This window comes from Neobacillus sp. NPDC093127, from assembly GCF_044754175.1.
In the GTDB taxonomy this organism is placed as follows: domain Bacteria; phylum Bacillota; class Bacilli; order Bacillales; family Cytobacillaceae; genus Neobacillus.
Map to the genome: position 1 here is coordinate 1 of NZ_JBIVOP010000026.1, position 14,314 is coordinate 14,314.

Here is a 14,314-nt window from a genome sequence, read left to right on the forward strand (position 1 = left end):
CACCCGTTCCCATACCGAACACGGAAGTTAAGCTTCTCAGCGCCGATGGTAGTTGGGGCAGGCGCCCCTGTGAGAGTAGGACGCTGCCAGGCAAATTTAGCGAAGGATAACCTGAAAAGGTTGTCCTTTTTGCGTTTTCAATGTTTACTTTTCTTTCTTAAACCAATCAACAAGATATTATTTAAATAAATGGCAGGTTTTACAACTGCGGGATTTGGGGAAAATCAATAGTAGTGAATCGTTGCATCCTAAGAAAAATTTGAGTATAATTTAAGTCAAATATAGTCAAAGTCAAAAGATAGGGGGTGGGAAAATGCGGAACATCTCCGATATTATTGAAAAGTACTTAAAACAAGTTTTGGAAATGAGTGAAAAGGATCTTGTTGAAATTAAAAGAAGTGAAATAGCTGATAAATTTCAATGTGTTCCTTCGCAAATTAACTATGTAATCAATACCCGCTTTACCATTGAAAGAGGGTACATTGTAGAAAGTAAACGGGGCGGCGGCGGTTATATTCGGATAATAAAAGTTCAATCACATGATTTGGCCCATTTAATTGACCAATTGCTTACGCTTGTCCAAAGCCGAATTAGTCAAACAAGTGCTGAAGATGTCATTATCCGCCTTGTCCAAGAGGAAATTATTACAAAGCGCGAAGCGAAAATTATGCTGAGTGTTATTGATCGTTCTGTTTTATATATTGATCTTCCGTATCGGGATGAATTAAGAGCAAGAATGTTAAAAGCAATGTTAACATCTTTAAAATATTATAAATAATTGACGCAGCCGGAGAGGTGAAAGCAATGATTTGCCAGGAGTGTAATCAAAGGCCTGCAGCACTTCATTTCACCAAAATAATTAATGGTGAAAAGACCGAAGTACAGCTTTGTGAGAAGTGTGCTCAGGAAAAGGGTGAAATGTTTATTTTTACTAGCGAAACAGGATTTGCCTTTAATAATCTATTAGCAGGTTTATTAAATATCGATCCTGCTTTTCAAAAGCCAAGTCAAAGTCCGTTCCACCAGGAGGAAATCCTTCAATGTGATAACTGTTCGATGACGTTTCCGCAGTTTTTAAAGGTAGGTCGCTTTGGTTGTGCCCATTGCTATGAAACCTTTGAAGAACAGTTAAATCCAGTTTTAAGGCGCCTCCACAGTGGAAACTGGACACATAACGGCAAAATTCCAAAAAGAATTGGCGGCGGCCTTCATCTTCGTAAACATATAGAAGAATTGAAGAATAACTTAAAAAATTCTATCACCCAAGAAGAATTTGAGAAAGCGGCCGAGATTCGCGATGAAATCCGTACATTAGAGAAAAAATTAGCTGGAAGCGATAAGGGAGGGGAATAGCGTGTCGCTTGAACGTTTTCTAAAGACAGCTGTCAGCTCCTGGATGAGTGAGGAAGGACCTGATTCAGATATTGTCCTAAGTTCCCGAATCCGTTTGGCGCGGAACTTCAAGGACTATAAATTTCCAACACTTTTTTCACATGAAGAAGCAAAAATGATTATTGGAAATATGGAAGAAACAATAGGAAAATCGGATTTTCAAAAATTTGGTCAAATGGAATTGTTGAAAATCGATGAAATGCAGCCGCTTCAAAAAAGGGTATTAGTCGAAAAGCATTTGATTAGTCCCCATCTGGCTGAGGATTCACCCTATGGTGCTGTTTTATTAACCGAAAATGAAGAAGTTAGTATTATGATTAATGAAGAGGATCATATTCGGATTCAATGCCTGTTCCCCGGGCTGCAATTATCGGAGGCATTGGATGCGGCTAATGAAATTGATGATTGGCTTGAAAGTAACATTCAATATGCCTTTGATGAAAAGCACGGCTATTTAACAAGCTGTCCAACCAATGTTGGCACAGGACTCCGTTCTTCCGTCATGATGCACTTGCCAGGGTTAATCTTAACCCAGCAAATCAATCGAATTATTCCAGCCATCCACCAATTGGGTCTTGTTGTCAGAGGGATTTATGGTGAAGGCAGTGAGGCGTTAGGGAATATCTTTCAAATATCTAATCAAATAACGCTTGGTAAATCGGAAGAGGATATTGGCCGTGATCTTAAAGGGGTGGTAAGCCAGCTTATTTCACAAGAAAGGTCGGCCCGTGAAGCATTACGAAAGACTTCGAACATACAATTAGAAGATAGGATATTCCGCTCCTTAGGCGTGCTGGCTAATAGCCGAATTATTGAGTCAAAAGAGGCAGCCAGGTGTTTATCGGATGTTCGGCTTGGAATCGATATGGGGTATATCGAGAAATTACCTAAAACAATTTTAAATGAATTAATGATTTTAACCCAGCCAGGGTTTTTACAGCAATATGCCGGCGGTCCATTACGGCCGCATGAACGAGATATCAGACGTGCAGCATTAATTAGGGAACGACTAAAAATGGAGCAGGAAAAATAGGTGAGGAGGAAGAGAATATGATGTTTGGCCGTTTTACTGAAAGAGCACAAAAAGTTCTTGCATTAGCTCAAGAAGAAGCAATTCGTCTTTTGCATAACAACATAGGTACAGAGCATATTTTATTGGGATTAGTTCGCGAAGGGGAAGGAATTGCTGCGAAAGCACTTAATGGTCTTGGTTTAGGCTCTGACAAAATTCAAAAAGAAGTGGAGAATTTAATTGGTAAGGGCCAAGAAACAGCTCAAACGATTCATTATACTCCTAGGGCTAAAAAGGTCATTGAATTATCAATGGATGAGGCTCGTAAGTTAGGACATTCCTATGTGGGCACAGAGCACATTCTCCTTGGGTTAATCCGTGAGGGAGAAGGGGTTGCTGCCCGCGTACTTAATAACCTTGGTGTAAGTTTAAATAAAGCACGCCAGCAGGTGCTTCAATTATTAGGCAGTAACGAATCCAGCGGCCATCAGGGAGGCGCCTCTGTCAGTGCAAACACGCCGACACTTGACAGCCTCGCCAGAGATTTAACAGCTATTGCCCGTGAAGGCAGCCTTGACCCAGTAATTGGCCGGAGCAAGGAAATTCAACGTGTTATTGAGGTATTAAGCCGCCGGACGAAAAATAACCCTGTATTAATCGGTGAGCCGGGTGTTGGTAAAACGGCGATTGCAGAAGGACTTGCACAGCAAATTGTTAATAACGAAATACCGGAAATCCTTCGTGATAAACGAGTAATGACTCTGGATATGGGAACCGTTGTAGCAGGGACGAAATACCGCGGTGAATTTGAGGACCGTCTGAAAAAAGTCATGGATGAAATCCGCCAAGCTGGAAATATTATTTTATTCATTGATGAGCTCCACACCTTAATTGGCGCTGGCGGTGCTGAAGGGGCGATTGATGCTTCGAATATTTTAAAACCATCCCTTGCCCGCGGAGAACTTCAGTGTATTGGAGCAACAACACTTGATGAGTACCGGAAATATATTGAAAAAGATGCGGCGCTGGAAAGACGGTTTCAGCCGATTCGTGTTGATGAACCAACGGCTGCAGAATCGGTTCAAATTTTAGAAGGATTGCGTGACCGCTACGAAGCCCATCACCGCGTTTCCATTACCGATGAAGCCATCCAGGCAGCTGTTAAGCTCTCAGACCGTTATATTTCTGACCGCTTCCTGCCGGATAAAGCAATTGATTTAATTGATGAAGCAGGTTCAAAAGTACGGCTTCGTTCTTATACAACACCTCCGAATTTAAAAGAATTAGAGGTTAAACTTGAGGAAGTACGAAAAGAAAAGGATTCCGCTGTTCAAAGTCAGGAATTTGAAAAAGCGGCATCATTAAGGGATACAGAACAGCGTCTTCGTGAACAGCTAGAAGAGACGAAGAAGACATGGAAAGAAAAGCAAGGAAAAGAAAACAATGAAGTAACAGTAGAGGATATCGCCAGTGTGGTTTCAAGCTGGACCGGCGTCCCTGTCTCCAAGCTTGCCGAAACGGAAACAGCAAAGTTACTTAATTTAGAGGAAGTCCTCCATTCCCGAATTATTGGTCAGGAGGAAGCTGTTAAAGCTGTCTCAAAGGCCGTTCGCCGGGCAAGGGCAGGATTAAAAGATCCAAAGCGCCCGATAGGTTCCTTTGTTTTCCTTGGACCAACCGGGGTGGGAAAAACCGAATTAGCCCGTGCCTTGGCTGAGGCGATGTTTGGTGATGAGGATGCGATGATTCGAATCGATATGTCCGAATACATGGAGAAGCATTCTACATCAAGGCTTGTAGGTTCGCCGCCGGGATATGTCGGCTATGAAGAAGGCGGTCAATTAACGGAGAAGGTCCGCAGGAAACCGTACTCTGTTATCTTGCTGGATGAAATTGAGAAGGCGCATCCGGATGTATTTAATATCCTCCTACAAGTACTTGAGGATGGCCGGTTGACGGATTCAAAAGGAAGAACAGTTGATTTCCGTAATACTGTCCTGATTATGACGTCCAATGTTGGTGCTGAATCGCTTAAACGCAACAAGTATGTTGGCTTTAATATCCAGGATGGTGAGCAGGATTACAAAGACATGAAGAGTAAAGTGATGGAGGAACTCAAGAAAGCCTTCCGTCCTGAATTCTTGAATCGGATTGATGAAATCATTGTATTCCATGCGTTGGAGAGAAAGCATCTTAATGAAATTGTCACCTTGTTGTCTGATCAGTTAATCAAACGCTTAAAGGAACAGGATATTTCGATAGAGTTAACGGAGGCAGCGAAGGAGAAAATTTCACAAGAGGGATACGACCCAGAGTATGGGGCCAGACCTCTGCGCCGTGCGATTCAAAAGCATATTGAAGACCGGTTGTCTGAAGAGCTATTAAAAGGGAAATTATTAACAGGTCAGCATGCTGTCATTGATGTGGATAATGGTGAATTTATTGTAAAAATGACCGAGAAAGTAAGCTTAGGTAAATAGAATCATCAATATTGAATTTAGATGCTTTACAACAGCAGAGGTACACACGTGAATAAAGTCAAATCGTGTACCTCTTTTTTTAATTTTTGGCTGTGTTAAAAGTGAATGTTGATTTCCGTTCCAGGCGCTTCGCTTTCCGCGGGGCGGGCGGTGAGCCTCCTCGGCGCTAAAGCGCCTGCGGGGTCTCACCTGTCCCGCTGCTCCCGCAGGAGTCTCGCGCCTTCCACTCCAATCAACATTGTTATCAAAATCAACAATATTCTTTAACACAGCCTAATTTTTAAGATCGCAGGAGAGGGAAGTCTGATGGCAAAACGAAAAACAAAGTTTATCTGTCAAGAGTGCGGGTATGAATCCCCTAAGTGGATGGGGAAATGTCCTGGCTGTGGACAGTGGAATAAGATGGTTGAAGAAGTGGAAGTAACGGGTGCGGCAAGACGGGGAGCCTTTGCACATTCTCAAGGCGGTTCAACCGTGTTATCTAAACCAATGGCGATCAATACGATTGAAATGGAAAATGAACCGAGAATTTTAACCGACTTAAATGAACTGAACCGGGTGCTAGGCGGAGGCGTGGTTAAGGGTTCGTTAGTATTAATAGGCGGCGACCCTGGGATTGGCAAATCAACCCTGCTTCTGCAAGTATCTTCGCAGCTTGCCAATAAAGGCAATCAGGTTTTATATATCTCCGGTGAGGAATCGTTGCGGCAAACAAAACTCCGGGCAGAACGATTAGGGATATCATCGGCAAATTTGTTCGTCTATGCTGAAACAAATTTGGAAGAAATTAACCGGACCATTGAAGGAACAAACCCAAGTTTCGTTATCATTGATTCCATTCAAACCATCTTTCATCCCGATGTAACGTCCGCTCCGGGCAGTGTATCACAGGTCCGTGAATGTACGTCTGAATTAATGAGAATTGGCAAAACTAAAGGAATTGCTATTTTTATTGTCGGGCACGTAACGAAAGAAGGTTCGATCGCCGGTCCGAGACTGCTTGAGCATATGGTGGATACCGTTCTATATTTTGAAGGGGAGAGACATCACACTTACCGAATTCTTAGGGCCGTGAAAAATCGCTTTGGCTCAACCAACGAAATGGGTATTTTTGAAATGAAGGAATTTGGTCTTGATGAAGTGGAAAATCCATCGGAAATTTTTCTGGAAGAACGTTCACGCGGTGCGGCAGGCTCGACTGTCGTTGCCTCGATGGAAGGAACGCGGCCAGTCCTTGTTGAAATCCAGGCATTAATCTCGCCGACAAGCTTCGGGAATCCGAGAAGAATGGCAACGGGGATTGACCATAACAGAGTCCCGCTTTTAATGGCGGTCTTGGAAAAGCGGGTCGGGATGCTGCTGCAAAATCAAGATGCCTATTTAAAAGTAGCCGGAGGCGTCAAATTGGATGAACCGGCGATTGACCTCGCTGTTGCTGTCAGTATTGCCTCTAGTTTCAGAGATAAACCAACAAGGCCAACGGATTGCATTATTGGCGAAGTGGGATTAACTGGTGAAGTAAGAAGAGTTTCAAGAATTGAGCAGCGTGTTCAGGAAGCCGCAAAGCTGGGCTTTGAACGTGTGATATTACCTGCAAATAATTTGAGCGGCTGGAAGGGGCCAGCCGGTGTCCAACTCATTGGTGTTTCATCTGTCAGTGAAGCACTAAAAGCAGCTCTGGGAGGTTAACTCAATGGAAAATAAGAAGCTTGGTGAGCAGTCTGTCAGTGATATTCTACAGTTTCTTGCACCAGGTACACCGATTCGCGAGGGAATTGATAATGTCCTCCGGGCGAAAACAGGGGGTCTTATCGTTATAGGGTATAACGATAAGGTAAAAGGGATTGTTGACGGCGGCTTTGAAATCAACTGCCCTTTTTCGCCAAGCTTTTTATATGAACTGGCAAAAATGGATGGTGCCATCATCTTAAATGAATTAGGCAGCAAGATTCTTTTTGCTAATGCTCAGCTTGTCCCAAACTCGGAAATACCATCGACAGAAACAGGGATGCGCCACCGCACCGCCGAAAGGGCTGCTAAGCAGACAAAGGCCTTATGTATCGCGATTTCTCAACGAAGAAATGTCATTACCCTATATCAAGGAAATTTCCGCTATGCGTTAAAGGATATTGCGGTCATCTTAGCAAAAGCCAATCAAGCGATTCAGACGCTGGAAAAGTACAAGGTAGTGCTGGAGCATAGTATCACTAATTTGAGTATTTTAGAGTTTGAGGAATCGGTTACATATAACGATTTTTTACTAGTTCTCCACCGTTTTGAAATGGTCTTAAAGATTAAAAATGAATTGTTAACCTATCTGCACGAGCTTGGGACAGAGGGACGGCTCATACGCCTGCAGTTGAATGAGATTTTAACCGATTTGGAAAAAGAGGTCATGCTCATTATTAAGGATTATGCCTTCGAACGTGACATTAAAGCCCAGGATGTCCTAAATCGAATGCAGGTTTTAGCGAATCACGGCTCAATTGAGGATATCGTTTTATTAAAGCTTATGGGGTATCTTGGTTATGTTCATTTAGAGGAAAACAAAAATCCGCGCGGCTATCGAATCCTTCAAAAGATACCAAGACTACCGACGATCATTATTGAAAATCTCATCAGTAGTTTTGGTGAGCTGTCAAACATTACCTCTGCCACCGTGGAAAACCTGGATGATGTAGAGGGAATCGGCGAAGTGCGGGCAAAGAAAATCCAAGAAGGCTTTCGATTGATAAAGGAGCGTTTAAACACCGAGCGGCAGCTATAAGAGCCTTAGTGCCTTCCACGCCACCGTTTGTTTGACACAATTTTTTTCCAGTGCTACCCTATGGATAGTAAGACATGAAGATAACATTTATATTTCAAACCGTTTACAATTTGGAAAAATAATCAACAAATCAAGGTTTCAATTCTGGGAATATGTTTATAATGAATTAGAGGAGGTGAAGGAATGTTAAAACGTATTGTGCAAGTTTGCTTCCTCATCATTGGAGGCACGCTGGGAATCTTGTTATTACCGGAATTGTTCAAATTATTTCATATCAATGACATTCCAGTGATTAACAATTCGTATGTTACTGCTATTATAGGTGCTATTATTTTTTATCTTATAACCTTTTGGGCAGTAGATTATGTCTTTAATTTTATTAAATGGGCTGAAGATTCGTTAGTGAAAATCCCTGTAACGGATGTGCTTTTCGGCAGCGTAGGATTGATTTTTGGTTTGATTGTTGCTTTTTTGATTGGTTTTGCGCTAAATGCTGTACAAGTACAATTTTTAAATGCCGTCGCGCCTATTTTGCTGACGCTATTGTTTGGCTACCTTGGCTTTCAGGTAGGTTTCAAAAAAAGGGATGAATTGCTAGGACTTTTTGGCAATCGAAGCAATAAGAAAAAGACAGCCGACGAGGAGAACGAAAAGGCTATTGGTTTGGATTGGAAGATATTAGATACTAGTGTTATTATTGATGGCCGTGTTGCCGATATTTGTCAGACAGGATTCTTGGAAGGAACCATTATTATTCCCCAGTTCGTGCTTGAGGAATTACAACATATCGCTGATTCTTCTGATGTCTTGAAACGAAATCGCGGCCGCAGAGGCTTGGACATCTTAAACCGTATTCAAAAGGAACTATCGATTAAGGTCGAAATTTACGAGGGTGATTTTGAAGAAATTAGCGAAGTAGATTCGAAGCTGGTGAAGCTTGCGAAAATAACAAATGGCATCCTAGTCACCAATGATTTTAACTTAAACAAGGTATGTGAATTTCAGAATGTTTCCGTTTTAAACATCAATGATTTAGCGAACGCCGTGAAACCAGTAGTTCTTCCCGGTGAAGAACTAACGGTCCAAGTGATTAAGGATGGAAAAGAGTATCATCAAGGCGTGGCCTATTTAGATGACGGAACGATGATTGTTGTCGAAGAAGGAAGAGAATACATTGGAAAAAGAATCGAGGTTCTTGTGACAAGTGTTCTTCAAACCTCTGCCGGCAGGATGATTTTTGCCAAACCAAAATTACTCGAAAAAGCTTTATAGCCGGAAAAGCGGAAGCGCCTTGGTCTTCCTCGAGGGGCTTGACGCTGGAGCTAGACAGATAGAGAGAGGTAATCATATGACTTACCAAGTCATTCTCCCTGCAGCTGGCATGGGAAAAAGAATGGGAGCAGGAAAAAACAAACTTTTATTAGAACTCAATGGTATGCCTGTGCTGATCCATACATTAAGGGTTTTTGAAGAGGATGAAGCCTGCACGGGGATTATTCTAGCCATTCACCCGCAGGATGAGGCGGAATTTAAAGCTTTGCTGACAAGGTATAATGTGACGAAAGTAAGTAATCTAGTACCAGGCGGAGAAGAACGTCAGCATAGCATTTATAATGCTCTGAAAACAGCGGAGTCTGATGGAATTATTCTTGTTCATGATGCAGCAAGACCATTTATCCAAAAGGAACAAATCCACCGATTAATCACAACTGCGGAAGAAACCAGTGCTGCTATTATGGGAGTACCGGCAAAGGACACGATGAAAAAGATACAAAGTGGTGTGGTAGTAGAAACTGTCGAGCGTTCAAGCTTGTGGGCTGTTCAAACCCCACAAGCTTTTCGCATTTCCTTGCTTAGACAGGCATATGAACAGGCTGAAAAAGACTGCTTTCTTGGAACAGATGATTCCAGTTTAGTGGAGCGGCTAAACCATCCCGTAGCAATTGTGGAAGGAAACTACGATAATATTAAGCTGACCACACCAGAAGATTTATTTTTTGCAGAAGCAATACTAGAAAAGCGGAAGCGCCTTGACCAGGGGCGACAAGCATAAGACGAGCCGGCGGGAAGGTTGTTCTTTAACCTTCTCGACGGATTGGCTTATGATCTCGAGCCCCTAGGCGCTGTAGCTAGACAATAGAAAAAAAGGGGTTTTTAATGATGTTTCGAATTGGACAAGGCTTTGATGTTCACCAATTAACAGAAGGACGTCCGCTGATTGTTGGCGGCATAACGATTCCATATGAAAAAGGCCTTTTAGGTCATTCTGATGCGGATGTATTATTACATACCGTTTCAGATGCTTGTCTTGGGGCGATTGGGGAGGGCGATATCGGCAGACATTTTCCCGATACAGATCCAAACTTTAAGGATGCTGACTCCGCGAAGCTAATGGAGCATGTATGGCAGCTCGTTAAGGATAAGGGGTACGAGCTTGTCAATGCTGATTGCACCATCATCGCTCAAAAACCAAAAATGGCTCCCTACATTGATCAAATGCGTGCACGGATTGCTGAATTACTAGAAGCAGCACCGGAGCAAATCAATGTAAAGGCGACAACGACGGAGAAGCTCGGCTTTACCGGCAGAGGAGAGGGAATTGCCTCCCAAGTAGTAGTCTTATTGAAAAAGAAATGATAAAATATTTTAGTGGAAATTTAAACTTGGAAAAGTGTCTAGCTTCAGCGCCTAGGGGCTCGGGTCATAAGCCAATCCGTCAAGAAGGCTAAAGAACAGCCTTCTCGCCTGCTCGTCTTATGCCGGTCGCCCCTGAGCAAGGCGCTTCCGCTTTTCTGAATGGAGGCATTAATATGTCAAACGAAGTTCGTGTAAGGTATGCTCCAAGTCCAACAGGACATTTACATATTGGAAATGCCCGTACAGCGCTATTCAATTATTTGTTTGCTCGGAATCAAGGCGGTAAATTTATTATCCGCATTGAGGATACAGATAAAAAGCGGAATATTGCCGGCGGAGAAGAAAGCCAGTTAAAATATTTAAAATGGCTTGGTATCGATTGGGATGAAAGTGTTGATACCGGCGGGGATTTTGGTCCGTACCGTCAATCGGAAAGAAATGATATTTATGAAACGTACTACAAACAATTACTAGAGACAGGACATGCGTACAAATGTTATTGTACTGAAGCTGAGATAGAAGCTGAGCGCGAGGCTCAATCTGAAAGGGGCGAAAATCCCCATTATTCCGGTAAATGCCGTCATTTAACTCCGGAGGACCGCCAAAGATTAGAAAGCGAAGGCCGCGAGCCAAGCCTTCGTATTGCAGTACCAGAAGGTAAGACTTATACGTTTGATGATATGGTAAAAGGACCTGTTTCCTTTGAATCAGAAGGAATGGGCGACTGGGTCATCATTAAAAAGGATGGAACGCCAACCTATAATTTTGCTGTAGCCATTGATGATCATTTAATGGAGATTTCCCATGTCCTTCGCGGAGATGATCATATTTCTAACACACCTAAACAGCTGATGGTTTATGAGGCATTGGGATGGGAGCCGCCAATTTTTGGCCATATGACATTGATTGTCAACGAAAGCCGCAAGAAACTAAGCAAGCGTGATGAATCGATCATTCAATTTATTGAACAATATGAGGATTTGGGCTATCTTCCGGAAGCTTTATTTAACTTTATAACGTTGCTTGGCTGGTCGCCAGGTGGTGAAGAGGAAATTCACTCTAAAAATGAGTTTATTGAGCTGTTTGATGCGAATCGCCTCTCCAAATCACCCGCTTTATTTGATAAGCAAAAGCTAACATGGATGAACAATCAATACATGAAAAAGATTGAGGTTGACCGGGTCCTTGAACTTGCGCTTCCACACTTAATTAAGGCGGGACGTTTACCTGCAAATCTGACCGATGAAGAGCATCACTGGGCCCGCGGATTAGCAGCCCTGTTACAGGAAAAAATGAGCTTTGGTGCAGAAATCATTGAGTTATCAGATATGTTCTTTAAAGATGATGCTGAATATGAAGAAGATGCGAAGGAAATTCTCTCTGGCGAACAGGTGCCGGAAGTATTAAAGGCATTTTCAAACGAACTTGACCAGCTTGAAAGCTTTCAAGCCGATGGAATTAAGGCAGCGATGAAAGCTGTGCAAAAGTCCACTGGCCAAAAAGGAAAGAATCTATTTATGCCGATTCGTGCCGCAGTAACAGGTCAGACACACGGGCCAGACTTGCCGCAAGCAATTGAACTCTTAGGTAAAAATAAAGTCCAAATGAGAATTCAAAAAATTATTGGTTAACATTATTGGGGAAATGTAATATAGTAAAGGAAAGAATTTCATACATTCTAAAGTGTTGAAGAGGAAAAGTAAAAAAATGATGCTGAAAGAGAGAACCATCACCGGCTGAAAGTGGTTTAAGCTCCTCATTTTTTGAAATGCACCTCTGAGCCCCGTTTCGAAAGAGTCAACTCAAGTAGATATGGGCGGAACCTATCCGTTAACAGGTAGAGTGAGACCAGTATCTAGCTTCGATTTCTGATGAGCTAATCCGGTCTAATCAGAGTGGAACCGCGCACAAGCGTCTCTGTCGAATACGACAGGGGCGTTTTTTTTATTATCTAAGCACAAAGGGGGGGAAACGGCAATGTTCGAAAAGTTGAGGGAGGACGTTCGGGTTGTTTTTGAACAGGATCCTGCAGCAAGAAGCTCCATTGAGGTAATCCTGACCTATTCAGGCTTACACGCTATTTGGGCACATCGGGTGGCGCACGCATTATTTAATCGTAAATTACTTTTCCTTGCCAGGGTGATTTCGCAAATAAGCCGGTTTTTTACCGGAATTGAAATCCATCCAGGGGCAAAAATAGGAAGGAAATTTTTTATTGACCACGGGATGGGCGTGGTGATTGGGGAAACATGTGAAATTGGGGATAATGTAACTATCTATCAAGGAGTAACGCTGGGTGGAACGGGGAAAGAAAAAGGGAAACGGCATCCTACGATTAAGGATAATGTCCTGATTGCCACCGGAGCGAAAGTACTCGGATCGATTACGATTGGAGAGAATTCAAAAATTGGCGGCGGCTCGGTTGTCTTAAAAGAAGTCCCCCCAAATTCAACCGTGGTGGGGATTCCGGGCAGGGTTGTCATTCAAGATGGGAAACGGATTAATAAAGACCTGAACCACTGTGACCTGCCAGATCCAGTTGCCGACCGCTTAAGAGAAATGCAAAATGAACTAGATGAGCTAAAGAAAGAGCTGGAAGAAATAAAAGGTGAAAGGATAAACTTTAATGAACATTCAAATTTATAATACACTTACGCGCAAAAAAGAAGCTTTCGTACCGCTCGAAGAAGGAAAGGTCAAAATGTATGTTTGCGGTCCGACTGTCTATAATTATATCCATATTGGGAATGCCCGCCCGGCGATTGTCTTTGATACGGTCCGGCGCTATTTTGAATACCGCGGCTATGATGTTAAGTACGTATCGAACTTTACCGATGTCGATGACAAGTTGATTCGGGCGGCCAATCAGTTAGGAGAAGACGTCCCAGCCATTGCCGACCGTTTTATCAGCGCCTACCATGAGGATGTTTCCGCATTAGGATGCAAAAAAGCAAATGTCCATCCACGGGTCATGGAAAACATGGGAATCATCATTGATTTCATCAGCCAATTAATCGAAAAGGGCTATGCTTATGAATCAGAAGGCGATGTTTATTTTCGAACAAGAAAATTTGATGGTTACGGCAAGCTGTCCCATCAATCAATCGATGACCTCCAGGTTGGAGCAAGAATTGAAGTCGGCGATAAAAAGCAAGATGATCTAGACTTTGCCTTATGGAAAGCGGTAAAAGAAGGGGAAATCTACTGGGAAAGCCCATGGGGCCTTGGCCGCCCAGGCTGGCATATTGAATGTTCAGCAATGGCGAAAAAGTATTTAGGCGAAACGATTGACATCCATGCCGGCGGTCAGGATTTGACGTTCCCGCACCATGAAAATGAAATTGCCCAAACAGAGGCCCTTACCGGTAAACCCTTCGCCAACTACTGGATGCATAACGGCTATATCAATATCGATAATGAAAAAATGTCTAAATCACTTGGCAATTTTGTATTAGTTCATGAAATTATTAAAAAACATAATCCGCAAGTGTTACGGTTTTTTATGTTATCCGTCCATTACCGCAATCCGATTAATTACAGCGAGGAATTATTGGAGAGCACAAAGGCTGCCTTGGAACGCCTGACAACCTCTTATCAAAATTTAAAGCATCGCAAAGAGGCGAGTACGAATTTAACGAGTAATAATCATGAGTGGCTTGATAAAATAGCGGCTGTAAGTGAACAATTTATTGAGGCTATGGATGATGACTTTAATACAGCTAAGGCCATTTCTGTCTTATTTGACCTTTCAAAGCTGGCTAATTATTACCTCTTAGAGAAGAATACCGCAGTGGAAGTTATTGAGGCGTTTACTAACCAATTTGACGAATTATTTCTTGTCCTAGGGATGACGCTTGAAAGTGAAGAATTACTGGATGAAGAAATTGATGCGTTGATTGAAAAACGAATTCAGGCACGGAAAGACCGTAACTTCCAATTGTCCGATCAAATTAGAGATCAATTAAAGGACATGAATATTATATTAGAAGACACACCGCAAGGTACTAGGTGGAAAAGAGGCTAATT

12 protein-coding genes, 1 rRNA gene and 1 other annotated feature are annotated in these 14,314 nt (G+C 42.6%); all 13 genes read left to right on the forward strand.

Annotated elements, in window-relative coordinates; genetic code table 11:
- Positions 1-92, forward strand: a 5S ribosomal RNA gene (gene rrf / locus ACIQCO_RS24390); the annotation flags it as partial.
- Between the two features lie 221 nt (positions 93-313).
- A complete protein-coding gene (locus ACIQCO_RS24395) occupies positions 314-778 on the forward strand; it encodes a CtsR family transcriptional regulator (RefSeq protein WP_066094602.1) in 465 nt (154 codons plus the stop codon).
- 26 nt (positions 779-804) lie between these two features.
- Positions 805-1,353, forward strand: coding sequence for a protein-arginine kinase activator protein McsA (gene mcsA, locus ACIQCO_RS24400; protein WP_400433978.1), 549 nt, complete (start codon positions 805-807; stop codon positions 1,351-1,353).
- Between the two features lies 1 nt (position 1,354).
- The gene (gene mcsB, locus ACIQCO_RS24405) at positions 1,355-2,425 is read left to right on the forward strand and encodes a protein-arginine kinase McsB (protein ID WP_400433981.1); all 1,071 of its coding nucleotides are present in this window, start codon (positions 1,355-1,357) and stop codon (positions 2,423-2,425) included.
- A 17-nt stretch (positions 2,426-2,442) separates the two neighbouring features.
- Positions 2,443-4,884: an ATP-dependent protease ATP-binding subunit ClpC gene (gene clpC, locus ACIQCO_RS24410; RefSeq protein WP_400433984.1), complete on the forward strand. Its 2,442-nt coding sequence runs from the start codon at positions 2,443-2,445 to the stop codon at positions 4,882-4,884.
- A 306-nt stretch (positions 4,885-5,190) separates the two neighbouring features.
- Entirely contained in the window at positions 5,191-6,573 is a 1,383-nt protein-coding gene (gene radA, locus ACIQCO_RS24415; protein ID WP_400433987.1) for a DNA repair protein RadA, read from the forward strand.
- Positions 6,574-6,577: 4 nt separating this feature from the next.
- Complete coding sequence (gene disA, locus ACIQCO_RS24420) at positions 6,578-7,651, forward strand: DNA integrity scanning diadenylate cyclase DisA (protein ID WP_400433990.1); 1,074 nt, start codon at positions 6,578-6,580, stop codon at positions 7,649-7,651.
- Positions 7,652-7,834: 183 nt separating this feature from the next.
- Positions 7,835-8,923 (forward strand): PIN/TRAM domain-containing protein, encoded by a 1,089-nt coding sequence (locus ACIQCO_RS24425; RefSeq protein WP_400433992.1) that lies wholly within the window; start codon positions 7,835-7,837, stop codon positions 8,921-8,923.
- A gap of 76 nt (positions 8,924-8,999) precedes the next feature.
- Entirely contained in the window at positions 9,000-9,704 is a 705-nt protein-coding gene (ispD, locus tag ACIQCO_RS24430; RefSeq protein ID WP_400433995.1) for a 2-C-methyl-D-erythritol 4-phosphate cytidylyltransferase, read from the forward strand.
- 107 nt (positions 9,705-9,811) lie between these two features.
- The gene (ispF, locus tag ACIQCO_RS24435; RefSeq protein WP_400433997.1) at positions 9,812-10,288 is read left to right on the forward strand and encodes a 2-C-methyl-D-erythritol 2,4-cyclodiphosphate synthase; all 477 of its coding nucleotides are present in this window, start codon (positions 9,812-9,814) and stop codon (positions 10,286-10,288) included.
- Between the two features lie 173 nt (positions 10,289-10,461).
- On the forward strand, positions 10,462-11,919 hold the full coding sequence (gene gltX, locus ACIQCO_RS24440; protein WP_400434000.1) for a glutamate--tRNA ligase: 1,458 nt from the start codon (positions 10,462-10,464) through the stop codon (positions 11,917-11,919).
- A gap of 46 nt (positions 11,920-11,965) precedes the next feature.
- Positions 11,966-12,210, forward strand: a binding site (T-box leader).
- A 55-nt stretch (positions 12,211-12,265) separates the two neighbouring features.
- The gene (cysE, locus tag ACIQCO_RS24445) at positions 12,266-12,934 is read left to right on the forward strand and encodes a serine O-acetyltransferase (protein ID WP_400434003.1); all 669 of its coding nucleotides are present in this window, start codon (positions 12,266-12,268) and stop codon (positions 12,932-12,934) included.
- Positions 12,915-14,312, forward strand: coding sequence for a cysteine--tRNA ligase (gene cysS / locus ACIQCO_RS24450; RefSeq protein ID WP_400434006.1), 1,398 nt, complete (start codon positions 12,915-12,917; stop codon positions 14,310-14,312). The genes cysE and cysS overlap by 20 nt, the downstream gene beginning before the upstream one ends.
- Positions 14,313-14,314 lie beyond the last annotated feature (2 nt).